Source organism: Plantactinospora sp. CA-294935, assembly GCF_050936445.1.
In the GTDB taxonomy this organism is placed as follows: domain Bacteria; phylum Actinomycetota; class Actinomycetes; order Mycobacteriales; family Micromonosporaceae; genus Plantactinospora.
The window spans coordinates 588,427-611,409 of sequence record NZ_JBNJMU010000001.1 but is presented as its reverse complement, the minus strand read 5'-3'; the positions used below and the strand labels follow the sequence as shown (position 1 = coordinate 611,409).

General features: G+C 73.7%; 20 protein-coding genes. 13 read left to right on the top strand and 7 right to left on the bottom strand.

Features of this window, described 5'->3' with window-relative positions:
* Positions 1 to 109: 109 nt before the first annotated feature.
* The 7 genes from ACQEVC_RS02760 (at position 110) to ahcY (ending at position 8,652) form a co-directional block, all read left to right on the top strand.
* Positions 110 to 1,486, top strand: coding sequence for a hypothetical protein (locus tag ACQEVC_RS02760; RefSeq protein ID WP_432873027.1), 1,377 nt, complete (start codon positions 110 to 112; stop codon positions 1,484 to 1,486).
* A gap of 215 nt (positions 1,487 to 1,701) precedes the next feature.
* Positions 1,702 to 3,087 carry a phosphomannomutase/phosphoglucomutase gene (locus ACQEVC_RS02755; protein WP_432873025.1) on the top strand — a complete coding sequence of 462 codons (1,386 nt, stop codon included), beginning with the start codon at positions 1,702 to 1,704 and terminating at the stop codon, positions 3,085 to 3,087.
* Positions 3,088 to 3,155: 68 nt separating this feature from the next.
* Entirely contained in the window at positions 3,156 to 3,374 is a 219-nt protein-coding gene (locus ACQEVC_RS02750) for a Trm112 family protein (protein WP_318402012.1), read from the top strand.
* Positions 3,371 to 4,564, top strand: a complete 1,194-nt coding sequence (locus tag ACQEVC_RS02745) for an SIS domain-containing protein (protein WP_432873023.1) — start codon at positions 3,371 to 3,373, stop codon at positions 4,562 to 4,564. Before ACQEVC_RS02750 ends, ACQEVC_RS02745 begins: the two co-directional genes overlap by 4 nt.
* A 67-nt stretch (positions 4,565 to 4,631) precedes the next feature.
* A complete protein-coding gene (locus tag ACQEVC_RS02740; RefSeq protein ID WP_432873021.1) occupies positions 4,632 to 5,606 on the top strand; it encodes a cation diffusion facilitator family transporter in 975 nt (324 codons plus the stop codon).
* 3 nt (positions 5,607 to 5,609) lie between these two features.
* Positions 5,610 to 6,785 carry a mannose-6-phosphate isomerase, class I gene (gene manA, locus ACQEVC_RS02735; protein ID WP_432873019.1) on the top strand — a complete coding sequence of 392 codons (1,176 nt, stop codon included), beginning with the start codon at positions 5,610 to 5,612 and terminating at the stop codon, positions 6,783 to 6,785.
* A gap of 367 nt (positions 6,786 to 7,152) precedes the next feature.
* Positions 7,153 to 8,652 (top strand): adenosylhomocysteinase, encoded by a 1,500-nt coding sequence (gene ahcY / locus ACQEVC_RS02730; RefSeq protein ID WP_432873017.1) that lies wholly within the window; start codon positions 7,153 to 7,155, stop codon positions 8,650 to 8,652.
* A gap of 69 nt (positions 8,653 to 8,721) precedes the next feature.
* On the opposite strand, the gene ACQEVC_RS02725 is transcribed toward ahcY, so the two are convergent.
* Positions 8,722 to 8,865, bottom strand: coding sequence for a hypothetical protein (locus ACQEVC_RS02725; RefSeq protein WP_318402021.1), 144 nt, complete (start codon positions 8,863 to 8,865; stop codon positions 8,722 to 8,724).
* Entirely contained in the window at positions 8,862 to 9,881 is a 1,020-nt protein-coding gene (locus ACQEVC_RS02720) for an RDD family protein (protein WP_432873015.1), read from the bottom strand. The genes ACQEVC_RS02725 and ACQEVC_RS02720 overlap by 4 nt, the downstream gene beginning before the upstream one ends.
* A 42-nt stretch (positions 9,882 to 9,923) precedes the next feature.
* On the opposite strand from ACQEVC_RS02720, the gene ACQEVC_RS02715 reads away from it, so the two are divergent.
* Positions 9,924 to 10,883 carry a stage II sporulation protein M gene (locus ACQEVC_RS02715; protein ID WP_432873013.1) on the top strand — a complete coding sequence of 320 codons (960 nt, stop codon included), beginning with the start codon at positions 9,924 to 9,926 and terminating at the stop codon, positions 10,881 to 10,883.
* Between the two features lie 196 nt (positions 10,884 to 11,079).
* Here the strand turns inward: ACQEVC_RS02715 and ACQEVC_RS02710 are convergent, their stop codons facing one another.
* The 5 genes from ACQEVC_RS02710 to ACQEVC_RS02690 form a co-directional block, all read right to left on the bottom strand.
* Positions 11,080 to 12,390, bottom strand: coding sequence for a DUF58 domain-containing protein (locus tag ACQEVC_RS02710; RefSeq protein WP_432873011.1), 1,311 nt, complete (start codon positions 12,388 to 12,390; stop codon positions 11,080 to 11,082).
* A complete protein-coding gene (locus ACQEVC_RS02705) occupies positions 12,387 to 13,343 on the bottom strand; it encodes an AAA family ATPase (RefSeq protein WP_432890972.1) in 957 nt (318 codons plus the stop codon). Before ACQEVC_RS02705 ends, ACQEVC_RS02710 begins: the two co-directional genes overlap by 4 nt.
* A 74-nt stretch (positions 13,344 to 13,417) precedes the next feature.
* Complete coding sequence (locus ACQEVC_RS02700) at positions 13,418 to 14,887, bottom strand: DUF4350 domain-containing protein (protein ID WP_432873009.1); 1,470 nt, start codon at positions 14,885 to 14,887, stop codon at positions 13,418 to 13,420.
* On the bottom strand, positions 14,884 to 15,567 hold the full coding sequence (locus ACQEVC_RS02695; protein WP_432873007.1) for a DUF4129 domain-containing protein: 684 nt from the start codon (positions 15,565 to 15,567) through the stop codon (positions 14,884 to 14,886). The genes ACQEVC_RS02700 and ACQEVC_RS02695 overlap by 4 nt, the downstream gene beginning before the upstream one ends.
* The gene (locus tag ACQEVC_RS02690) at positions 15,564 to 16,409 is read right to left on the bottom strand and encodes a hypothetical protein (protein WP_432873005.1); all 846 of its coding nucleotides are present in this window, start codon (positions 16,407 to 16,409) and stop codon (positions 15,564 to 15,566) included. Before ACQEVC_RS02690 ends, ACQEVC_RS02695 begins: the two co-directional genes overlap by 4 nt.
* A gap of 272 nt (positions 16,410 to 16,681) precedes the next feature.
* On the opposite strand from ACQEVC_RS02690, the gene mtrA reads away from it, so the two are divergent.
* The 5 genes from mtrA to hpf all read left to right on the top strand — a co-directional run bounded on the left by mtrA (position 16,682) and on the right by hpf (position 22,939).
* On the top strand, positions 16,682 to 17,371 hold the full coding sequence (mtrA, locus tag ACQEVC_RS02685) for an MtrAB system response regulator MtrA (protein WP_101369873.1): 690 nt from the start codon (positions 16,682 to 16,684) through the stop codon (positions 17,369 to 17,371).
* Between the two features lie 13 nt (positions 17,372 to 17,384).
* Positions 17,385 to 19,370: an MtrAB system histidine kinase MtrB gene (gene mtrB, locus ACQEVC_RS02680; RefSeq protein WP_432873002.1), complete on the top strand. Its 1,986-nt coding sequence runs from the start codon at positions 17,385 to 17,387 to the stop codon at positions 19,368 to 19,370.
* Between the two features lie 4 nt (positions 19,371 to 19,374).
* On the top strand, positions 19,375 to 21,192 hold the full coding sequence (locus ACQEVC_RS02675) for an LpqB family beta-propeller domain-containing protein (RefSeq protein WP_432873000.1): 1,818 nt from the start codon (positions 19,375 to 19,377) through the stop codon (positions 21,190 to 21,192).
* An 18-nt stretch (positions 21,193 to 21,210) separates the two neighbouring features.
* Complete coding sequence (locus tag ACQEVC_RS02670) at positions 21,211 to 21,921, top strand: ComF family protein (protein WP_432890970.1); 711 nt, start codon at positions 21,211 to 21,213, stop codon at positions 21,919 to 21,921.
* A 352-nt stretch (positions 21,922 to 22,273) separates the two neighbouring features.
* The gene (gene hpf, locus ACQEVC_RS02665) at positions 22,274 to 22,939 is read left to right on the top strand and encodes a ribosome hibernation-promoting factor, HPF/YfiA family (protein ID WP_432872998.1); all 666 of its coding nucleotides are present in this window, start codon (positions 22,274 to 22,276) and stop codon (positions 22,937 to 22,939) included.
* The last annotated feature ends 44 nt before the right edge of the window (positions 22,940 to 22,983 follow it).

The window sequence follows — 22,983 nt, the reverse complement described above, 5'->3', positions numbered from 1 at the left end:
CGGCCAGGCCGGAGGATTCGACGCGGCGTGGACCGGGCATGAGAGAAGGCGGCTGCCGGTCCAGCGGTAGCCTGTGCCCGGATCTTGGACTGCGACGAGCGGGGTGATCATGTCGGTACGGCGTGGCGCGACCTGGCTGGGAACCGTTGGCCTGCTGGTCGGCACGACGGTGTCACTCGCTGCCGCCCCGGCCGTGGCCGAGGGCGAGTCGGTACGCGTCCGTGCGCCGAACTCGATCAGCGCGGGCGGCTCGCCGGGGTCGGTGACGGTGAACGTCTCGATGCGCAGCGGCGGCTGCGTCAGCGTGCGTACCGTGCTCGCGGTACACCTGCCGGGACTGACCGCCGACCGCGTGGAGGTGCGGGTCGCCGCCGACGGTGGCTGGCGTCCGGTGTCGGTATCGGACGCGGCGAGCGGGCTGGTCGTCACGGACCGGACCGCACCGGACAAGCCCGACCTCTGCGCGAGGAAGAGCGTGTCGAGCCGGTACCGGGTGAACCTGGCCGGAGGTACGCCCGCGGGCCGGGTGACCCTGCTGGCCGAGGCGTACACGGCGGGCGGCCGGCTGCTCGGCCGGGACACCGACTCGGCCCGGATGACCGGCCGGACCGGGAAGGCCCCGGATTCGGCGCGTACCCCCGCCTTGGTGATCCCGTCGGCGACCGCGCAGGCCACCGAGGAGCCGGCCGCGGAGGCGACCCAGGACGTGCCCGCCGCCCTGCCGACGCAGCCGGTCGCCGCCGACGAGTCCGGCGGGTCGTCGCTCGGGCTGGGCGGCATGGTGATGGTGGTCGGCGTGGTGATGGTCGGGATCGGGATCGCCCTGATGGTGCTGCTGATCCGGCGGGGCCGGGCGGAGCGGCGCCGAGCGGCCGGTGCGTCGGCGGCCGGTGCGGATCCGACCGCCCGGATCGTCCTGCTCGGTGCGGAGCCGACCAGCCGGATCCCGCCGGCCGGCGCGGACCCGACCTCCCGGATCGCGCCGGTGGGTCCGGTCTTCCGTAGCGGTGCGGGGATGCCCGGCGCCGGGCAGGCCAGCCCGGCCGGCGCGGACCCGACGGTCCGGATCGCGCCGGTGGGTCCGGTCTTCCGCAGCGGTGCGGGGATGCCCGGCGCCGGGCAGGTCAGCCCGGCCGGACCGTTGCCCGGTGCCGGGCCGGTCGACGGGGTCGGGCCGGAGCGCGGCGGGCGGCCGGGGGTACCGCCGGTGGTGGGCGACCAGACGCTGATCCTGCCCGCCGCCGGGTCGACGTCGCCGCGCCCGGCCGGAACGACGCCGCCCCGGCAGCCCGGGACGGTCCCGCCGCACACAACGCCGCCGCACGCCCCGGCCCGGCCTGGCTCCGTGGCCCCCGGCGACGTGCCGCCGGCCCAGCCGGGTGCCGCGCCGCCCCGACCGGACGGAACCGTACCTCCGGAGCAGCCCTCGGCCGGCGGACCGGACGCCACCCTGATCCTGCCGCCGGCCCGGCGGCCCCACCAGTAGCCGGACCGCCGTCCGGCCGGGCGTGTCGGGGTCGCCAGGGCATGCCGAGCCGGGCGGACGGCACCTGTTCGGTGGGCGTGTCGGGGTCGCCACGGCACGCCGAGCCGGGCGGACGGCACCTGTTCGCCGCCGGCAGATCGCCTTGGGGCGGGGCGTGCCGTCCGGCTCCGATACGCTCAGGCCGTTGACCGAGTGTCCGGCTGAGGGGCGAGATCTTGTCTGATTTGTCCGCTATCGTCAAGGCGTACGACGTCCGGGGCACCGTTCCCGACCAGTGGGACGAGCGGGCCGCCGAGGCGTTGGGGGCGGCCTTCGCGCAGCTTCTCCGTACCTCCGGGGAGCCGGCCGGGACCGTAGCCGTCGCCCACGACATGCGGGACTCGTCGCCGGGCCTCGCCGCCGCCTTCACCGAGGGGGTCCGCTCCGAGGGGCTCGGCGTGCTCCACCTCGGGCTCGGCAGCACCGACCTGCTCTACTACGCCTCCGGCAGCCTCGGCCTGCCCGGCGCGATGTTCACCGCCAGCCACAACCCGGCCGCCTACAACGGCATCAAGATGTGCCGGTCCGGGGCCAAGCCGATCGGCCAGGACACCGGGCTGGCCGAGCTGCGCGACTGGGCCCAGGCGCTGCTGGACAAGGGCGAGACGCGGCCGGCGGACGAGCCGCTGCCGCCGATCGAGCACCGGGACCTGCTGCCCGCGTACGCCGCCCACCTGCGCACCCTGGTCGACCTGACCGGGATCCGCCCGCTCAAGGTCGTGATCGACGCGGGCAACGGCATGGGCGGGTACACCGTACCGGCCGTGCTCGGCGACGCCGTCCTGCCGGCGCTGCCGCTTTCGATCGTGCCGCTCTACTTCGAACTCGACGGCTCGTTCCCCAACCACGAGGCCAACCCGCTGGACCCGGCGAACCTGGTCGACCTCCAGGCGGCCGTACGCGAGCACGGTGCCGACCTCGGGCTCGCCTTCGACGGCGACGCGGACCGCTGCTTCGTGGTCGACGAGCGGGGCGAACCGGTCTCGCCGTCGGCGATCACCGCCCTGGTGGCGGTACGCGAGCTGGCCAAGCATCCCGGCGCGGCGATCATCCACAACCTGATCACGTCGAGCGCGGTGCCGGAGATCGTCCGGGAGCACGGCGGCGAGCCGGTGCGCAGCCGGGTCGGGCACTCCTTCATCAAGGCCGACATGGCCCGCACCAACGCGGCCTTCGGCGGCGAGCACTCGGCGCACTACTACTTCCGGGACTTCTGGTTCGCCGACACCGGGATGCTCGCCGCGATGCACCTGCTGGCGGCGCTCGGCGAGCAGGGCGGCCCGCTCTCCGACCTGGCCCGGGCGTACCAGCGGTACGCCGCCTCCGGCGAGATCAACTCGACGGTACCGGACCAGCGGGCCAAGGTCGCCGAGGTCCGGTCGGCCTACCCGGACGCCGAGGCCGACGAGCTGGACGGGCTCACCCTGCGCTTCCCCGACGGCGCCTGGGTCAACCTGCGCCCGTCCAACACCGAGCCGCTGCTCCGGCTGAACGTCGAGGCGCCCACCCCGGACCGGATGGTGGCACTCCGCGACGAGGTGCTCGGACTGGTTCGCCGATAAGATCCATCGCGCTGGTCGGAGACCCGCCGTACCCGACCTACCGCACGAGGAGTGGAAGGAGCCGCACGGTGGCCCTCGACCCGCAGTTGCTGGAGATCCTGGCCTGCCCGGACACCCATCACGCACCGCTGGACTACGATCCGGCGGCGCAGACCCTGACCTGCACCGAGTGCGCGCGGATCTTCGAGGTGCGCGACGACGTGCCGGTGCTGCTGCTGGACGAGGCGCGTGGCGGCCCGGTGGCCGACTCGGACGCGACCCCCGGCGGCACCGCGGACCAGCGATGATGGACGGTACGGCCGGTTTGCGCGGTCGCCCGGTCCCCGACGAGGCGCTGCTCGACGACGTCGCCGCGATGGACAAGAACGATCCCGGCGGGATGCTCCGGCACACCGCTGCGGCCGGTGCCCAGGTGCGGGAGTCCGCCGCGCTGGCCGCCGAGGCCAACCTCGGGGTGCTGGCCGACGAGGGGCGCCCCCGGGCGGTCGTGATCGCCGGCATCGGCACCGCCGCGCGTACCGGTGAGGTGCTGGCCACCGTCGCCGGCCCACGCTGCCCGGTCCCGGTGATCCAGCACCGCAGCGCCGGGGTGCCCGGCTGGGTGGGCGCGGCGGACGTGGTCATCGCGGTCAGCGCCTCCGGCCGCAGCCCCGAGGCGCTCGGCGCGGCCGAGGCCGCCGCCCGGCGCGGGGCCCGGCTGGTCGCGGTCGGTGCGCCGGACTCGCAGCTCCAGTCGGTGGCCGAGGGCGCCCGGGCACCGTTCGTCCCGGTGCCCCGCCGGGCGCCGGCCCGGGCCAGCCTCTGGGCGCTCACCGTGCCGGTACTGCTCGCCGCCCGCGCGCTCGGCCTGGTCAAGGTGAACGAGGCGGACCTGGCCGAGACGGCGGCCCGGCTGGACGCGGAGGCCGACCGGTGCCGCCCGTCGGCCGAGTCCTTCGTCAACCCGGCCAAGTCGCTGGCGCTGGGCCTGGCCGGCTCGGTGCCGATCGTCTGGGGTTCGTCGCCGCTGGCCACGGTCGCGGCCCGGCGGTTCGGCGACACCCTCTCGGCGAACGCCCGCTACCCGGTGGTGGCCGGCGCGCTCGGCGAGGCGGGGCGGGGCCGGGTCGGCCTGCTCGACGGCGTGTTCGGCGGGCTCGGCGAGTCCAGCCGGGACATCTTCGCCGATCCGGAGGAGGAGGCGACCGGCACCCGGCTGCGGCTGGTGCTGCTCCGCGACGGCGGCCTGAACGCCGACGACGACACCGACGAGCCGCTGGTGGTGGAGGAGCGGCGGGCCGAGGCCGTGCAGACCCTCGCCGAGCGGCGCGGGGTGCGCTGCGACGTGGTGACCGCCGAGGGCGGATCCGCGCTGGAGCGGCTCGCCTCGCTGACCGCTGTGCCCGACTTCGCCTCGATCTACCTGGCGCTGGCGCATGGCCTGGACCCGATGGCCGTACCGGCGATCACCGAGATGAAGGAGCTGTCGAACCCGTGACCGAGCAGATCAACCGGGCTGGGGCCGCCGTGGCACAGGCTCCGGCCGACACGGCGGAGGACCGGTCGTGAGCGCGAGTGGCGGCACCAGGGCGATCGTCGCGGCCTTGCTGGCCAACCTGGGCATCGCGGTCACCAAGTTCGTCGCGTTCGGGCTGAGCGGCTCGTCGTCGATGCTCGCCGAGTCGATCCACTCGGTGGCCGACTCCGGCAACCAGGCGCTGCTGCTGCTCGGCGGGCGGCGGGCGCGGCGCCGGGCCACCCCGCAACACCCCTTCGGGTACGGCCGCGAGCGCTACATCTACGCGTTCATCGTCTCCATCGTGCTGTTCAGCGTCGGTGGCCTCTTCGCGCTCTACGAGGCGTACCACAAGTACCACGAGCAGAGTGGCCCGAAGGGTCCGCACGGCATCGAGAGCTGGCAGTGGTTGCCGGTGGTCGTACTGGTGGTCGCGATCATCCTGGAGTCGTTCTCGTTCCGGACCGCGATCGTCGAGTCGAACGCGGTCCGGGGCAAGGCGTCCTGGCGGGAGTTCGTCCGCCGGGCGAAGGCCCCGGAGCTGCCGGTGGTGCTGCTGGAGGACCTGGGCGCGCTGCTCGGCCTGGTCTTCGCCCTGATCGGCGTCTCGATGACCCTGGTCACCGACAACGGCTACTGGGACGCGGCCGGCACCGCGGCGATCGGCATCCTGCTGGTGGCCATCGCGGTCATCCTGGCGCTGGAGACCAAGAGCCTGCTGGTCGGCGAGGGCGCCAGCGAGGAGGACGTCCAGCGGATCGAGCAGGCGATCACCGAGGGGTCCGAGGTCGAGCGGATCATCCACATGAAGACCCTGCACCTGGGCCCGGAGGAGCTGCTGGTCGCGGCGAAGGTCGCGGTGCGGCCGTACGCCACGGCGGCCGAGCTGGCCGAGGGGATCAACTCGGTCGAGGCGCGGATCCGCAACTCCGTACCGATCGCCCGAGTGATCTACCTGGAGCCGGACATCTACCGCAACGCGGAGCAGCCCCCGGACGGGGTACCGGAACTCAAGGGGGCCTGAGCAGTGGAGCCGCTGCACGGTCGGATCCGCGACTACGCATGGGGGTCGCGGACCGTCCTCGCCCAGTTGCAGGGCCGTCCGGTGCCGAGCGAGGGCCCGGAGGCGGAGCTGTGGCTGGGCGCCCACCCCGGCGACCCGAGCACACTGCACCGGGGCGGGGCACCGCTGAGTCTGGTCGACGCGTTCGCCGAGGATCCGGGGCGCTGGCTCGGCGCCGACGTGATCGACCGGTTCGGCCAGCGGCTGCCGTTCCTGCTGAAGGTGCTGGCCCCGGAGGCGCCGCTGTCGTTGCAGGCGCACCCGGACGCCGAGCAGGCCCGGGCCGGGTACGCGGCCGAGACGACCGACCCCGAGCTGACCCACCGCAACTACGTCGACCCGTACCACAAGCCGGAGATGCTGGTCGCGGTCTCGCCGTTCCAGGCGTTGTGCGGGTTCCGCGATCCGAAGAACTCGGCGGACCTGCTCGACGCGTTCGGCGTGGCCGCGCTCGATCCGGTGGTCGCCGCGCTGCGGGCCGGCCCGGACGGGCTGCCGGACGCGGTGCGTACCCTGCTCACCTGGCCGTCGTCGGAGCGGGCCGCGCTGGTCTCGGCGGTGGTCGCGGCGGAGGTCGGCGAGCAGTTCGCCGCCTCGGCCGAGCTGGCCCGCGAGCTGGCCCGCCGCTATCCGGCGGATCCGGGCGTGCTGGTCGCGCTGCTGCTCAACCACGTCAGCCTGGCCCCGGGCGAGGCGATCTGGATGCCGGCCGGCAATCTGCACGCCTACCTCTACGGCGCCGGGGTGGAGATCCTGGCGGCCAGCGACAACGTGCTGCGCGGCGGGCTGACCCCGAAGCACGTGGACGTGCGGGAACTGCTGCGGGTGCTCCGTTTCGAGGTGCTCGCCGACCCGGTGGTCAGCCCGGTTCCGGTGGCGCCCGGCGTGGTCACCTGGCCGGTGCCGGTGGACGACTTCGCCCTGCACGGCGTACGCCTCGACGAGCGGGTCGGGTCGGCCCGGCTCGAACTCCGGGGCCCCCGGATCGCGCTCTGCCTGGCCGGCGAGGTCACCGTGGCGGACGGCGCCGGGTCGGCGCTGCTCGGGCCCGGTGCGGCGGCGATCGGCCGGGCCGACGGCGGGCCGCTGACCGTCAGCGGCGACGGGGAACTCTACGTCGCCTCGGTCGGACTTTCCTGAGCCCTGCCGGCCGCTCGTCGGACAGCCCATACACGAGTCACCGCAAAACGAAAATTTGTGGATCGGCTTGACACCCCTCTTGCTCAGTGTGACGCTATGAGTACGCAGCGTTATCGCGACGCAGGTCCGAGACACGCGCGGGGGAACCAAACCGGGGGGATGCGCGGGGCGGCCGGAGACTGGGTGGAAGTCTGCCCGGGACCGACCGCCCCGCGCGCTGTCCGCCGTCACCGGAGGCTGTCCCGCCCGGTTCGGCCGCCGTCGACCGACCCGTACTGTCCGGATTGCGACCCGACCGGAGTCCGCCCCGGTACGGCCGGGGCGTAACGTGGAGGGTCGCGCCGCAGACCGTACGACAGGAGTCTTCATGACCAGCACTCTCCCGGCACCCGCGGGTGGTTCGTCCGCCGCGCCCCGGCCCGGCACTGTCGCCGAGGGCGACTACAAGGTGGCGGACCTCTCCCTTGCCGAGTTCGGGCGCAAGGAGATCCGACTCGCCGAGCACGAGATGCCCGGCCTGATGTCGATCCGTCGCGAATACGCCGCCGAGCAGCCGCTGCGCGGTGCCCGGATCACCGGCTCGCTGCACATGACGATCCAGACCGCGGTGCTCATCGAGACCCTGGTGGCGCTCGGCGCCCAGGTGCGGTGGGCCTCGTGCAACATCTTCTCCACCCAGGACCATGCGGCCGCCGCCATCGTGGTCGGGCCGGACGGCACCCCCGACGCCCCGTCCGGGGTACCGGTCTACGCCTGGAAGGGCGAGTCGCTCGAAGAGTACTGGTGGTGTACCGAGCAGGTGCTGCTCTGGCCGGACGGCCAGGGGCCGAACATGATCCTCGACGACGGTGGCGACGCCACCCTGCTGGTGCACCGGGGCGCCCAGTTCGAGGGCGCCGGCGCGGTGCCTCCGGTGGAGAGCGCCGACTCCGAGGAGTACGCGGTCATCCTCAACCTGCTGCACCGCTCGCTCGCCGAGGACGACCGGCGCTGGACCCGGGTCGCCGCCGGCATCAAGGGCGTGACCGAGGAGACCACCACCGGCGTGCACCGGCTGTACGAGATGCAGCAGAACGGCACGCTGCTCTTCCCGGCCATCAACGTCAACGACTCGGTGACCAAGAGCAAGTTCGACAACAAGTACGGCTGCCGCCACTCGCTGATCGACGGCATCAACCGGGCCACCGACGTGCTGATCGGCGGCAAGACCGCGGTCGTGCTCGGCTACGGCGACGTCGGCAAGGGCTGCGCCGAGTCGCTGCGCGGCCAGGGCGCCCGGGTCATCGTCACCGAGGTCGACCCGATCTGCGCGCTCCAGGCCGCGATGGACGGCTACCAGGTCTCCACCCTGGACGACGTGGTGGAGACCGCCGACATCTTCATCACCGCGACCGGCTGCTTCGACGTCATCCGCAACGACCACATGGCCCGGATGAAGCACCAGGCGATCGTCGGCAACATCGGCCACTTCGACAACGAGATCGACATGGCCGGGCTGGCCAAGCGCTCCGACGTGCAGCGGATCAACATCAAGCCGCAGGTGGACGTCTGGCAGTTCGACGACGGCCACTCGATCATCGTGCTCTCCGAGGGCCGGCTGCTGAACCTCGGCAACGCCACCGGGCACCCGAGCTTCGTGATGTCGAACTCGTTCGCCAACCAGACGATCGCGCAGATCGAACTCTTCACCAAGACCGAGGAGTACCCGGTCGGCGTCTACACCCTGCCGAAGCACCTGGACGAGAAGGTCGCCCGGCTGCACCTGGACGCGCTCGGCGCCAAGCTCACCGAGCTGACCAAGGAGCAGGCCGGCTACCTCGGCATACCGGTGGAGGGTCCGTACAAGCCGGAGCACTACCGCTACTGAGAACCGACCGTCGAGCCCGGGCCGGCAGCCTGCCGGTCCGGGCTCGTCCGTTCGGCCGGTCGGGCCGGGTCACCCGCGCCGGGGCCGGACCCAGGTCCACACGCAGTAGCCGAGCCAGGCGATCGCGACCGCCGTGGCGAGCGGCCGGAGCCGCAGCGCGTTCAGCGCGATCACCACCGCCAGGACCAGCAGCCAGGGCAGGAACGCCTTCACCGGACCGACCCGTTCGGCGTGCCGGAACCGGTGGCCACCACGGCCTGCGCCATCGCGGGCTGCGGCACCGCTGACTGCGCCAGCGCCGGGGCCGCCGGCCGGACCGGCGCGAACCCCGGAGCCTCGACGGCCGGCGCGGCGAGTTCCGGCCAGAGGGTCGAGGTCACCGATCGGGTACCCGCCAGCCGTTGCCGGGCCCGCATGTGCCGCTCGGCCAGTACGGCGGCCAGGTAGGCCCACTCGGGCAGCCCTGGCGGGGGCGGTGGGGAGGTCACCGCCGCCACCTCCGCCCAGAGTGACCGGGTCAGCCGCCGCCGGGCGTCCCGGGTCAGCGTCGAGGTGCGACTGAGCAGTTGGCGTACGGCCAGCGCCAGGCCGTCGTCCAGCCGGGTCAGGTCCAGGGTGGCCGCCCAGCCGGCCAGCGGCGGGACCATCGTCGGGACGTAGCCGGTGCCGGCCGGACTCCGGTCGTGGATGACCAGGGTGCCGGCGGCCAGGTCACCGAGCCGCCGTCCCCGGGGGTCGGTGAGCATCACGGTCACCCCCACCGCCCAGGTCAGCAGCGGCAGCACCAGACCGGGCCACTCCACCGCCACGCCGACCAGGCTGCGGGTCAGCGCCTGCCGGAAACCGACCCGGCCGCCGTCGGCGCGTACCACCCGCAGCCCGACGGCGAGCTTGCCGACCGTACGACCGGAGTTGAGGGTCTCGCACGCCACCGGGTAGCCGACGAGGATCAGCACCACGCCGACGGTCTGCAACCCGCGCAGGGCCGCCCCGTCCAGGAGGCCGGGGCCGACCAGCGAGCTGAGCAGGATCCCCGCGCAGGTCAGCAGGATCACCGCCAGGGTGATCTGCACCAGGACGTCGACGAGCAGCGCCAGCACCCGGGAGCCGAGCCGGGCGGCCCGGATGTCCAGCTCGACCGCTTCGCCGCTGACCAGTCCGGCGTCCGCGCCGTACCCGCCGGGCGGCGCCGGCCGGCCCGGTACGGACCTCGGTGTTTGCGCTGTCACGTGCACAGTGAACACTATGGTCGCGAACCCTGGGGGACTGAGTTGGATCTCGACGCGTACGCGGCGGAACACGACCGGGAATGGCGGCGGCTGGCCGAGCTGACCGGGCGGTACCGGCTCGGCGCCGACGAGGCCGACGAGCTGATCGCGCTCTACCAGCGGGTCACCACGCATCTGTCGGTGGTACGCAGCCGGTCGCCCGATCCGGTGCTGGTCGCCCGGCTCTCCCAACTGGTACTGGCCGCCCGGGGCCGGCTCGCCGGCCGGTCCGGTTTCTCCTGGGCCGCCGTCGGCCGGTTCTTCTCCACCGGCTTTCCGCTGGCCGTCTACCGGGCCTGGCCGTGGTGGACGGCGGTCGGCGTCGGGTTCGTCCTGGTCGCGGGCTTTCTGATGTACTGGACCGCCGCGCATCCGGAGACCGCCGCGGCGCTGATCGGCGAGGAGGCGGCGGCCGAGGCGTTCGAGGCCCGGTTCGTCGGCTACTACAGCGAATACTCGGCACCGAGCTTCGCCTTCCAGTTGTGGACCCACAACGCCTGGATCGCCGCCCGCTGCCTCGCCTCCGGCGTCCTGGTGCTGCCGGTGTTCTACCTGCTCTGGCAGAACGCCCTCAACATCGGCGTGACCGGTGGCGTGCTCGCGGCCTACGACCGTACCGACGTCTTCTTCAGCATGATCACACCGCACGGACTGCTGGAGCTGACCGGCATCTTCGTGGCGGCCGGTGTCGGCCTGCGGATCGGCTGGGCCTGGATCGCGCCACCGCCCGACCTGACCCGGGGCCAGGCGGTGGCCCGGGCCGGCCGCTCCGGCATCCTGGTCGCGGTCGGCCTGGTGGGGCTCTTCGCGGTCGCCGGCCTCATCGAGGCGTTCGTCACCCCGGCGGCGGTACCCACCGGGGTCCGGGTCGGGATCGGCGTGCTCGCCTGGCTCGGCTTCCTCGGGTACGTCTGCTACTTCGGCCGTCGGGCGGCCGTCGCCGGGACGCCGGGTCGAGCCTGACCCGGCGCCGGACTGCCGCCGAGGCGGCCGGCGGGTCCGGCTGGCGGCTGGCGGGTCGGGTCAGAGCCGGCGGGTCCGGCCGGTGGCTGGCGGGTCGGGTCAGAGCTGGCGGGTCCGGCCGGTGGCTGGCGGGTCGGGTCAGAGCTGGCGGGTCCGGCCGGTGGCTGGCGGGTCGGGTCAGAGCCGGCGGGTCGGGTCAGAGCTGGCCGAGGGCCTTGAGCCGGAGGTAGGTGTCGGTGACCATCGGCGCCAGCCGGTCGGCCGGGGCGTCGACCACGGTCACCCCGTGCCGGGCCAGCGCCGCGCGTACCCGGTCCCGGTCGCCCAGCGCCCGCCAGGCCGCGGCGGCCGCGTACGCGTCCTGGACCGTCTCCGGCGAGCGGGCGGTGAGGTCGGTCAGCATCGGGTCGTGCACCGACGCCACGATCACCCGGTGCCGGGTCGCCAGCCGGGGCAGCACCGGCAGCAGTCCCTCGCCGAGGGCGCCCGGCTCCAGGGCGGTGAAGAGCACCACCACGGACCGCCGGCGTTCCCGCCGGAGGATCTCTCCGGCGACCAGTTCGAAGTCGGTCTCCACCAGGGCCGGCTGGAGCGGGGCGAGCGCGTCGACCATCCGGGCCAGCAGCGTCGACTGGGCGCCGCCGGTCAGCGCGAGCCGGACGGCGCTGTCCACGGCCAGCAGGTCGACCCGGTCACCGGCCCGGGCGGCCAACGCGGCCAGCAGCAGGGCGGCGTCGATGGCGGCGTCCAGCCGGGGCTCGTCGCCGACCCGTACCGCCGAGGTGCGCCCGGTGTCGAGTACGCAGACCACCCGCCGGTCGCGCTCCGGGCGCCAGGTCCGGACCAGTACGTCCGCCCGCCGGGCACTGGCCCGCCAGTCGACCGAGCGCACGTCGTCGCCGACCACGTACTCGCGCAGGGTGTCGAACTCGGTGCCCTGGCCCCGGCCCCGGGCCACCTCGGTGCCGTCGATGACCCGCAACCGGGCCAGCTTCTCCGGCAGGTGCCGGCGGGACTCGAACCGGGGCAGCACCCGCAGGGTCCACGGTGGCGTCGCCGGCCGGTCCTTCCGCTGCCGGAACGCCAGCCCCAACGGCCCGTACGAGCGCAGGGTCAGCCGCAGCGCCGGCCGGTCGCCACGCCGGGTCGGGGTCAGCCGGCTGGGCAGCTCCACCCGGGCACCGGGCTCGACGCGTACCGCCGGGGCGCCGGGGAAGTCGAACCGGGCCCCGGCGGACGGCACCCAGGCGTCCCGGACCAGCCCGCGCAGCGGCCGGCCCGAGGTGTTGTGCAGCCGCACCGAGACGGTGGCGGTGTCGCCGAGCCGGACCGCCCGGTCACCGTCCCGGCTCGCCTCGATCGCGCCCGGCGGAGCGGCCAGCCGCCAGTCCAGTACGGTCAGCGCCAGCACCAGCCCGGACATCAGCACCACGCCCAGCCACGGCGCGGGCCAGAGCGGCAGGGTCAGCGCGCCCGCACCGAGCAGGATCGCCGCCCGTCCCGTCATCGTGGCGTCGGCACGGTGCCGAGCACCGCGTCCAGCACCGACCGGGTGGTGACTCCCTCCAGTTCGGCCTCCGGCCGCAGCCGCAGCCGGTGCCGCAGCGTCGGCCGGGCGATCGCCTTGACGTCGTCCGGGGTGACGTGGTCGCGCCCGGCCAGCCAGGCCCAGGCCTTCGCGGTGACCAGCAGCGCGATGGCGCCCCGGGGCGAGGCGCCGAGTTCCAGCGCGGGCGCCGTCCGGGTGGCCCGGCACAGGTCCACGAGGTAGCCGAGCACACTCTCGGCGACGCCGACCCGGCTGACCGCCGCCCGGGCCAGCGCCAGGTCGGCCGAACTGGCCACCGGGCGTACCCCGGCGGCGGTCAGCTCGCGCGGGTCGAAGCCGGCGTGGTGCGCCCGGAGCACGCCCAGTTCCTCGTCCCGGTTCGGCAGCGGCATCGTCAGGTGCAGCAGGAACCGGTCGAGCTGCGCCTCGGGCAGCGGATAGGTGCCCTCGTACTCCACCGGGTTCTGGGTGGCGGCCACGATGAACGGGTCCGGCAGCGGGCGCCGGTTTCCCTCCACCGAGACCTGCCGCTCCTCCATTACCTCCAGCAGCGCGGCCTGGGTCTTCGGCGGTGTCCGGTTGATCTCGTCGGCGAGCAGCAGGTTGGTGAAGACCGGCCCCTCCCGGAAGGTGAAGGCGGCGGTGCGCGGGTCGAAGATGAGCGATCCGGTGACGTCGCCGGGCATCAGGTCCGGGGTGAACTGGAGCCGTTTGGAGTCCAGGTCGAGTGCGGCCGCGATGGTGCGCACCAGCAGGGTCTTGGCCACCCCCGGTACGCCCTCCAGCAGCACGTGCCCCCGGCAGAGCAGGGCGATCACCATTCCGGTGACGACGGCGTCCTGCCCGACGACCGCCTTGGCGACCTCGGTGCGCAGCCGGTGCAGGGCGGCGCGCGCCTCGTCGGCCTCCACCGGGGTGCCGGCCTGGGCCGGCACCGGGTACGGCGCGGCGGCGTAGCGCGGGTCGGTGGTTCCGGCGGATCGGGTCACCAGGCTTCTCCTTCGCTGGGGCGGTCGTGCCGGGGCTGGACGGGTGGGGCGGTGCCGGGGGAGGCGGCCAGGTCGTCGAGCGCCCGGGCCAGGTCGAGCAGCTCCTGGTTGGTCTCCGGGGCCGGCCCGTGGAGCAGGTCGTGCACCTCGGCGGCGCCCCGGCCGGTACGCGCCGCCACGGCGGCGGCCAGCTCGTCCGGCCCGGCGTCGGACGGTACGCCACGGGACTGGGTCAGCCGGTGCAGCGCCGCCGCCCGCAACGTCTCGGCCGCCGGCCCGTACGCCCGGGCCCGCTGGTAGAGCCGGCCGCGGCCCAGCACCGTCTCGGCGGCCGGGACGGTCACCGGCAGCGGCTCGGCGACCGGTGGGCCGAGCCGGCGGGCCCGCCAGAGCACCACCAGCAGCAGGGCCAGGGCAAGCTGCGCCAGCAGGGCCCAGAACCAGGGCGGGAAGGCGTCCCAGAGTGGATTGCGCCGCTCGGGCGGGGCCGCCTGGTCGTCCTGCCCGGGCGCCGGCTGCGGCCGGCCCTCGTACTCCGGGGTACCGTCGCCCTCCTCGGGCTCGCCGTCGGAGTACGTCCCGGCGTCGTCGGGCGTCGACGTCCACGGGTCCAGCTCGCCGTCGCGGTGGTACGGCGGTGGTGGCTCCGGGCCGGCCAGGTCGAGCCAGACGACCCGGTCGTGGGTGCCGAGCAGCCCGGTGGCCAGCGCGGCGTTGCCCCGTTCGGCTATCCGGTCGTTCCGGAACGGGTCGCTGGCGCCGATCACGACGACCTCGCTGCCGCGCCGCTCCGTCCGGACCAGCCCGGCCGAGTAGCAGTGGTCGGTGCTGTCGTCCAGCTCGGGCGGGCTGGCGTACCGCTGCAGCAGCGCGGCGGCCCGCCCGGCCCTCGTCGCCTCGGGCAGCGCGCAGGGCCGGCCGTCGGCGTCGGCCTCGACCGCACCGGCGGCCCACCGCCGGCCGGCGACGGTCAGCGGCAGCTCGGCGTCGTCCAGCACCCGCTGCGGCGGGTCGACCAGCACCACCCGGGCACGGTCGGCGGGCTCGGCGAGGTACGGCAGGTACAGCGGATGCACCAGCCCCGGCGAGGGGACGAAGAGGGTGAACCCCCGGCTGGTCGCCTGGATCAGGGCCCGGCGGGTACTGGTGAACCGCTCGACGGTGACGCCCTCGGCGCGCAGCCGGTCGGCGAGCCGGCTCCCGCCCTCGTCGTCGGCGTTGACCGGGGAGAGGAAGCCGGGGGAGCCTGGGTCGGGCTGGTCGACCGCCCGGGTGATCCCGGTGACGGCGAGCAGCACGGCGACGGCACCGAGCGGGATCGCGATCCGGTGCCAGCGACGCCGTCGGCGGGGGCTCGCCTTCGCCGGGGCCGGCGAACGGTCCGGTGTGGACGTCCCGGCGCCGCTGCGCCGCTCGTCGGCCGGTGCGGGCGTGCCCGGTCCGGGCGCGTCCGGGGCAGCGGTCATCTGCGGGCCGTCCCGTTCTGACTCGTCTCCCGGGCCATCGGGTCGTGGCTCATCTCCGGATGATCGCGTCTTGGCCCCTTTCCGGGCCATCCCGTCGTCGCTGCCGGCCGGTCTCCGGCGGCGAGGGTCCGGCCCAGTTCCGTGGCGAGCACGCGCATCCGGTCGTCGTGCTCGCGCCGGGCGGGACGCTCGGCGTACCAGAGGTCGGAGAAGACCCGGCCGGCCTCAGAGAGCGGGCGGTCCACCTCGGGACGCTTCCCGGCGGCCGCCGCCGCGAGTTCGGTGACGGTGAGCCCCGGCCGGTGCTCCAGCACCCCGCGGTCGACCAGTTCCCGGACCATCCCCCGGAACCGCTCGCGGGCCGCCTCGGCGTACCGGCCCTCGGCGGCCAACCGGTCGGCGAGGGCGACCAGCGTCCCGGCCGGTACGTCCGGCAGCTCCGGATCCTCGACCGCAGCCTCCGGCTCGGGATCGGGGGCCGGCGCGGGACGGGGTTGCCGCCGTCGCCGCCACCGGGAGAGGCGCCAGCGCGGCAGCCGGCGGGGCACCCAGGCCGGGTAGTGGTACCAGCCGAGCGCGACCAGCACGGCGGCCAGCACCAGGATCAGCGCGACCAGGGAGAGCGGCAGGCGGTCGCCGAGCGCGGCCGTCGTCTCGGTCCACCAGCGGCTGAAGCTCACCGTCGGCCCGCCATCGGGGTGAGCACCGGCGCTCCGGTCTGCCGGGCCCGGTTGACGACGATGTCCAGCCCTTCGGTGCGGATCCGCGCCTCCAGGTAGACCACCGCGTCGACACAGGCGAGCGCGGGATAGGCGACGCTGTTGACCAGTGCCCAGACCGCGATGCCGACCGGCAGTTGCCACTCCGGCGCGAGCAGTCCGGCCGAGTTCAGGCCGGTGACGGCGCCGACGGCGAGCCCGATCCGCAACAGCCACCAGACGAGGTAGCCGAGCAGCCGTACCGCCGCGGCGCGGCCGCTGGTGCGCAGGGCGAGGGTGGCGGAGCGCCACAGCGCCCGGAACGGCCCGAACCGGTCCAGCACGATCGCCGGGGCCACGGAGCCGAGCAGTGCGAACCCGACCGCCCAGAGCGGCATGACCAGGGACGCGACGAACATCACCGCGCCGACCAGCAGGGCGACGAGCAGCGTCGCCGGGAGCCGGGCACCGCCCGGGCGCAGCAGCCGGCGGACCGGGGCGGCGGGATCGAGCAGGACCGTACCGGCCGCCCGGGCGGTCAGGTTGCCGAGCAGCGCGATGATCACCCCTTCGCAGGCGGCGCCGACCGCCAGCAGGAACCAGTACGCCGGCAGCTCGTCCAGCCTCGGCAGGTAGGCGGGCGGGGTGACCTCGGCGACCAGCCGCAGCGGGTACAGCAGGAGCTGTTCCAGCGCGGCCAGCACCAGGGCGACCGGCACCAGCACCCGGGCGTGGTCGCGGAGCAGCAGGACCGCCGAGTCGATCAGCTCACCGACGGTGAGCGGCCGCAGCGGCAGTACGGCGGTCGGGCCGGCGTCGGGCAAACGTACTCCTGGCGGGCATCGGGGGAGGCGGGGGAACGCGCCGCAGCAGTCATGGTGTCACGCCGGCTCATCCCGGACGGAGCCGCTCGGCCGGTTCCCACGTCACGGTTCGGTGTGCGCCGCCGAGGTCGGATCAGCGGCGGTCCATCCCTGGTGCCAGGCGGTTGACCAGGGTAAGCTACTGCGCCTCGTGGCCAGGGAAGGGCCGGCGGTACGCCGCGCCGGGAGGCGCGGGGACCACGCCGTGGAAAAGAGGGTGGAATATTAGTGTCATGAGAGCCCGGGTACTGGTCGTCGACGATGACCCCGCGCTGGCCGAGATGCTCGGCATCGTGTTGCGCAGCGAGGGGTTCCTGCCCTCGTTCGTCGCCGACGGAGAGCGGGCACTGGCCGCGTTCCGGGAGAATCGGCCCGACATCGTCCTGCTCGACCTGATGCTGCCCGGGATGAGCGGTATCGACGTGGCCCGGGCGATCCGCTCCGAGTCGGGCATTCCGATCGTGATGTTGACCGCCAAGAGCGACACCGTCGACGTGGTCCTCGGGCTGGAGTCGGGCGCGGACGACTACGTGGTCAAGCCGTTCAAGCCCAAGGAGCTGGTCGCCCGGATGCGGGCCCGGCTGCGCCGGGGCGAGGACGCGGCGCCGGAGCTGCTGACCATCGGTCCGCCCGGCAACCAGATCAACATCGACGTACCGGCGCACACCGTCAGCCGGGACGGCGAAGAGGTCAAACTGACCCCGCTGGAGTTCGACCTGCTGGTGGCGCTGGCCCGCAAGCCGCGTCAGGTCTTTACCCGGGAGGTCCTGCTGGAGCAGGTCTGGGGCTACCGGCACGCCGCCGACACCCGGCTGGTCAACGTGCACGTCCAGCGGCTCCGCGCCAAGATCGAGCCGGATCCGGAGCGACCCGAGGTGATCCTGACGGTGCGGGGAGTCGGCTACAAGGCGGGCACCGGATAGCCTGGGGTGCACTGTGGCCCGCACCCTGACCTCCTCGTCCGCCCTCCTCGCCCGTACCGCCGCGACCGGGCGGCGGCTCCGGCGCGCCAGCTCGGCGCGGGCGGCGAGGGCGGTCACCGGCCTGCACCGCACCTGGCGGCGCTCGCTCCAGGTGCGGGTCGTCACGATCACGCTGGTGGCGTCGAGCCTGCTGGTCGGCGGGTTCGCCTATCTGGTCGCCGACAACATCACCGAGATCGTGCTGGACAACGCCACCAGCGACGTCAAGACCCGGCTCGAGGACGGCCAGGAGTACGCCTCCGAGCAGCTCAGCAACCACACCACCGTCGCCGAGCAGGGGGTGCGGGCCACCCTGGAGAACACCGTCAACTACCTGGCCGGCGGAGATCCGGCCCAGCTCGGCGGCGTCGTGGTGTCGCTGCGGGTCACCGGTGTCGCGCCGGCCACCTCGCCCCAGGTCGACATCGACGGCATCCTGACCCCGGGGCTGGAGGACGCGGTCCGGGGCGGCGACATCGCGCACCAGTTCCGCACCGGCGACCTCTTCGACAAGGGGCCGACGAAATACCTGGTCTACGGCTCGCCGGTGCCGACCCAGCTCGGTCAGGTCGAGCTCTACTACTTCGTACCGCTGACCCGGTGGGACCAGATCGCGGACGGCTCCCGGGCCACCGTGCTGGCCACCGGGTTCGCCCTGGTCGTCCTGCTCGGGCTGCTCTCCGGGCTGGTGACCCGGCTGGTGGTCAATCCGGTACGGGTCGCCGCCCGCACCGCCCAGCGGCTCTCGGCGGGGCTGCTCGACCAGCGGATGGTGGTCAACGGCGAGGACGATCTGGCGATGCTCGCCTCGTCGTTCAACCAGATGGCGACCAATCTGCAACGCCAGATCGTCCGGCTGGAGGAGATGTCCCGGCTGCAACGGCGGTTCACCTCGGACGTCTCGCACGAGCTGCGTACCCCGCTCACCACCGTACGGATGGCGGCCGACCTGATCTACGCGGAGCGGGACGACTTCGACCCGGCGGTCACCCGTACCGCCGAGCTGCTGCACGCCGAGCTGGACCGGTTCGAGGACCTGCTCACCGACCTGTTGGAGATCAGCCGGTTCGACGCCGGGTTCGCCATGCTGGACGCCGAGCCCACCGACCTGGTGCCGGTGGTGCACCGGGTGGCCGACCGGCTGGAGTCGCTCGCCAGTCGCTGCGGTACGCCGCTGCGGGTCACCGTGCCGGAGACTCCGGTGATCGCCGAGGTCGACCCGCGCCGGGTGGAGCGGATCCTGCGCAACCTGGTCGGCAACGCGGTGGAGCACGGTGCCGGGAAACCGGTGGCGGTGGTGCTGGCGGCGGACGAGACCGCGGTGGCGATCACGGTCCGGGACCACGGCGTGGGGCTGAAGCCAGGCGAGGAGAAGTTGGTCTTCAACCGGTTCTGGCGGGCCGACCCGTCGCGGGCCCGGCAGACCGGTGGTACCGGGCTCGGCCTCTCCATCAGCCTGGAGGACGCCCGGCTGCACGGCGGCTGGCTGGAGGCGTGGGGCGCGCCGGGAGAGGGCGCCCAGTTCCGGCTGACCCTGCCGGCCCGGGCCGGTGACCGGCTGACCTCGTCGCCGTTGCGGCTGGTGCCGGCCGACGCGCCGCTGGGGGGTACGGACGGCCTCGGCTGGACCGTCCCGACCCCGACCGGCGGCGCAACCGCCGCAGCGCCGCCCGGCGCGGACCGTCCCGGGGCCGCCGGCGGTCCGACCCCGGCAGGCGGTCCGGTCGCGCCGGCGAACGGCCCGGTCGTGCCCGCACAGGGTTCGGTCGCGCCGACGAACGGCCCGGTCGTGCTCGCGGGCGGGCCGGTGATGTCGGGCGAGGGTCCGGGCGCGCCGGATGACAGGGCGACGGGTGCTCCGGACGGGCCGGCCGGGGCAGCGGTCCCGGACGAGGCCGTCGATCCGGTACCGGGCGGGCTGGCCGGTCCGAGGACCCCGGCCGACGCCGAGCGGAGGTGACCAGATGAGCCGGCGCGGCATCGCGCTCGGGACCGTGGCGGTGCTGCTCTCCGGGCTGGCCGCCTGTGGTATCCCGGGCGAGAGCGACGTGCGGATCGACGGCAGGGGGCCGGTGGCCGACACCGCTCCGGCGGACCACCCGGCGGCGCGGCCGCCCGACCGTACCGCGAGCGGCAGCGACCCGGAGGCGTTCGCCAAGAACTTCCTCACCGCTGCGGCCGGCGAGCCGGGCGAGGCGTACCAGCGGGTCAACGAGTACATCCAGGACGGCGCGCAGTTCGAGCCGGACGACAAGGGCGACGTCAACGTCGTCCGGGTCGACGTCGACGGTGGCGGGATCGAGGTTACCCAGGACAAGGACGGCACCAGTGTGGTGACCGTCGAGGTCCAGCAGATCGGAGTGCTTCGGGCCAACGGCTCGATCGGCGAGCCGGTGCAGCGTGACACGGAGTATTCCTTCAAGATCGGTGCCGCGCCGACCGACCCGGGGACGGGCGGCGGGCTGTGGGTGCTCGACCCACCGTCCGTGCTGCTGATGATCGATGACGCCCTACGGGACTACTACGAGGAACACACCATCTACTTCTGGAACGCCGACTACACCTCCCTGGTGCCGGACCTGCGCTACCTGCCGCGTACGGTGCCGGTGCAGCGGCGCGCCACCGAGGTACTCAACTGGCTGATCGGTGGCCCGGCGGAGTGGCTCAAGTCGGCCGTCGCGCTGCCCGAGGGCACCAGTTCGGTGGGTAACGTGCCGGCGCCGCCGGAGGAGGGGGGCCGGCTGGAGATCAACCTCGCGGTCAAGGCGGGCGCCCTGGAGACCAAGCTCGACCTGGAGAAGCTCTTCACCCAGATAGTCTGGTCCCTGCAGAAGAACCAGTTGCTCGACAACGAGCTGGAACTGAAGATCCAGAACCAGTCCAAGATGATCGAGGTCGCCGCCGACTACCGGCGGGACCACCCGCTCTACCAGCTCAGTGGTGCCGCCGCCCGGTACGGCGTGTTCGCCGGCCGGATCTATCCGTTGACCAGCCCGGGCGAACCGAAGCCGGTGCCGATTCCCGCCCCGGAAAACCACGACATCGTCACCGCCGGGGTAAGCCGCAACGGCGACGACGTCGCGGTGGCACTGGTCGTCCGGGACGGCCAGTCCTTCCGGCTGCGTACCGGAATCGGCCCGGGCGTGGCGACCGGCCTGCTGACCAGCCAGGAGAAGTACGACGACCTCAGCCGTCCGGTCTGGCTGAAGGAGGCGGGGGTCGGCGGCCCGATCGGGTTGGTCGTCGCGCAGGGCAGGCTCTACACCTTCACCGCCGGAAATCCCCGACTGACCCGGGTCTCCTTCTCCGGTGCGGATCTCGGCGCGACGGCGGTGGCGGCGTCGGTGGACGGCAACCGGATCGCCTTCGTCTCCGGCGGCCGGCTCTACGTCGCCGGGGTACGCCCGGTCGACGGCGGGTTGAACGTCGAGCCGGTCCGCCAGGTGGCCACCTCGCTGCACTCGCTGAGCGCGGTGGACTGGTTCGGCGAGAACCTGCTCGTGGTGGCCGGGGTGGACAGCGAGGACGCCAAGGCGATCAACCGGATCAACGTGGACGGCGCGGTGGAGTCGCGGCAGATCAGGTACGTCAGCGCCGCCCCCGTCGAGGCGCTGGCCGCCGACCCCACCTCCCTGGAGGTGCCGCCGCTACCCCTGACGTACGAGGCGAACGAGGTCGCCTTCGTCTCCGACACGATCATCACCCGGAGCCAGATCGCGCCCGGTGCGGGCGAGCCGCCGCCCAACGTGAACTCGGCCACCGCGTCCTTCTACCTCTACTGAGCTGTCCGGGGGCGCGTGGTGCTGGCGGGGGTCTGGGCCGAGCTGACCGATCTGGTGCTGCCGGCCGAGTGTGCGGGCTGCCGTGCCGAGCGGCTGCCGCTGCGCCAAGGCGCCTGCCCCGCCTGTGCCGCCGCCCTGCGGGCACTGCGTCCGACCCGGGTACGCCCCACCCCGGCACCGCCGGACCTGCCGGACTGCGTGGCGCTCGGCAGCTACCAGGGCGCGCTGCGGGAGTCGCTGCTCGGGTACAAGGAACGGGGTCGGCACGGCCTGGCACGGCCGCTGGGCAGGCTGCTCGCGGAGGTGGTGGCGGAGGCCGTCGGGGAGCGCCGGCCGGTGCTGCTGGTGCCGGTGCCGACGACCGCGCGGGCGGTACGGGCCCGGCACGGCGACCATCTGCGCCGGCTGGCCCGGCACTGCGCCGCCCGGCTGCGGGCCGCCGGCTGGCCGGTCGCGACGGCCCAGCCGCTGCGCGCGGTGCCCCGGCCCGACTCCGCGACGCTGGACAGCGCCGGCCGGGCAGCGGCGGCCCGGGACGCGTTCCGGCTCCGGGCCGGCCGGTCGCGGGCGGTCCGCCGGATCGCCGCCGGTCGAGCGGTGGTGCTGCTGGACGACATCGTGACCACCGGGGTCACGCTGGCCGCGGTGGCCAGACGGCTGGAGAGCGCCGGCATTCCGGTGTACGCGGCGGCGGTGCTGGCCGCCACCGTCCGGCGGGGACGCGGATAACTGAACCCTTTTCAACCTGGACCGCGCGGTGCTCACGCACCGCGTCCGACCCTGCGGTCCGCCCCAGGGGAGGTCGAAAAGAGTTCACTCTGCGTGTCACTACATTCACCCCGTCGTGCACACCCTGCAAATCTTCTCGAATTGGTCTTGGTGACCGGGGTGACGGACGGGTCGATTGGGGTTAGCGTCTTATTTACCGGGGGTATGACGGGTGTTCCACCGCCCCGCGGACGCACGTGGAGGGAGGCATCGCCGTTGTTCTCGATCCGGTCAAGCCGAATGGACACTCCAGGGGCGGGCTGACCGGGATTTTTGTTTCCGCAGACTCTCCGATGGCGCAGGGAGGTCACGCATGGATCTCGTGGTCAAGGGTCGAAACGTCGAGGTGCCGGATCATTACCGAGTGCACGTAGCCGAGAAGCTCGCCAAGATCGAGCGCTACGACCACAAGCTTATTCGGATCGACGTGGAACTCTTTCACGAACGCAATCCGCGACAGTCCGATCACTGCCAGCGAATAGAGATTACCTGCATCTCCCGGGGACCCGTGGTCCGTGCGGAGGCGTGCGCGAAGGACTTCTACAGTGCCCTCGACGCGGCGATCTCGAAGCTCGACACGAGACTGCGCCGGGCCGCCGACCGGCGTCGCGTACACCGTGGCCGGCACGCCCCGGTCTCCGTCGCCGCCGCCACCGCCCGGCTGCCGGTCGTCGACGCCAGCGACTCGGCGCTCGCCACCCTCACCGCCCCCGCACCCGCACCCGCACCCGCAAAATCCAACGGCAACCGCCGTGCGGCTTCCGAACCCGAGTTCGACGAGTACGACGACGCGCAGCCCTGGCACATCGCCCGGGAGAAGCTGCACCCGGCCGAGCCGATGACGGTCGACGACGCGCTGTTCCAGATGGAACTCGTCGGCCACGACTTCTACCTGTTCCTGGACAAGGAGTCCGGCCGCCCCAGCGTCGTCTACCGGCGTAAGGGCTACGACTACGGCATCATCGCCCTGGCCGGCTGATCCCCTGCGGTGTCCCACCGGACCCGGGATGCTCCCGGGGCCGG

Excerpts from the sequence above, each read along its gene's own strand:
- ACQEVC_RS02760 (WP_432873027.1), top strand. The coding sequence starts at position 110 with ATGTCGGTACGGCGTGGCGCGACCTGGCTGGGAACCGTTGGCCTGCTG.
- ACQEVC_RS02745 (WP_432873023.1), top strand. The coding sequence starts at position 3,371 with ATGATGGACGGTACGGCCGGTTTGCGCGGTCGCCCGGTCCCCGACGAG.
- ahcY (WP_432873017.1), top strand. The coding sequence starts at position 7,153 with ATGACCAGCACTCTCCCGGCACCCGCGGGTGGTTCGTCCGCCGCGCCC.
- ACQEVC_RS02710 (WP_432873011.1), bottom strand. The coding sequence starts at position 12,390 with ATGACGGGACGGGCGGCGATCCTGCTCGGTGCGGGCGCGCTGACCCTG.
- ACQEVC_RS02700 (WP_432873009.1), bottom strand. The coding sequence starts at position 14,887 with ATGACCGCTGCCCCGGACGCGCCCGGACCGGGCACGCCCGCACCGGCC.
- mtrA (WP_101369873.1), top strand. The coding sequence starts at position 16,682 with ATGAGAGCCCGGGTACTGGTCGTCGACGATGACCCCGCGCTGGCCGAG.
- ACQEVC_RS02675 (WP_432873000.1), top strand. The coding sequence starts at position 19,375 with ATGAGCCGGCGCGGCATCGCGCTCGGGACCGTGGCGGTGCTGCTCTCC.
- hpf (WP_432872998.1), top strand. The coding sequence starts at position 22,274 with ATGGATCTCGTGGTCAAGGGTCGAAACGTCGAGGTGCCGGATCATTAC.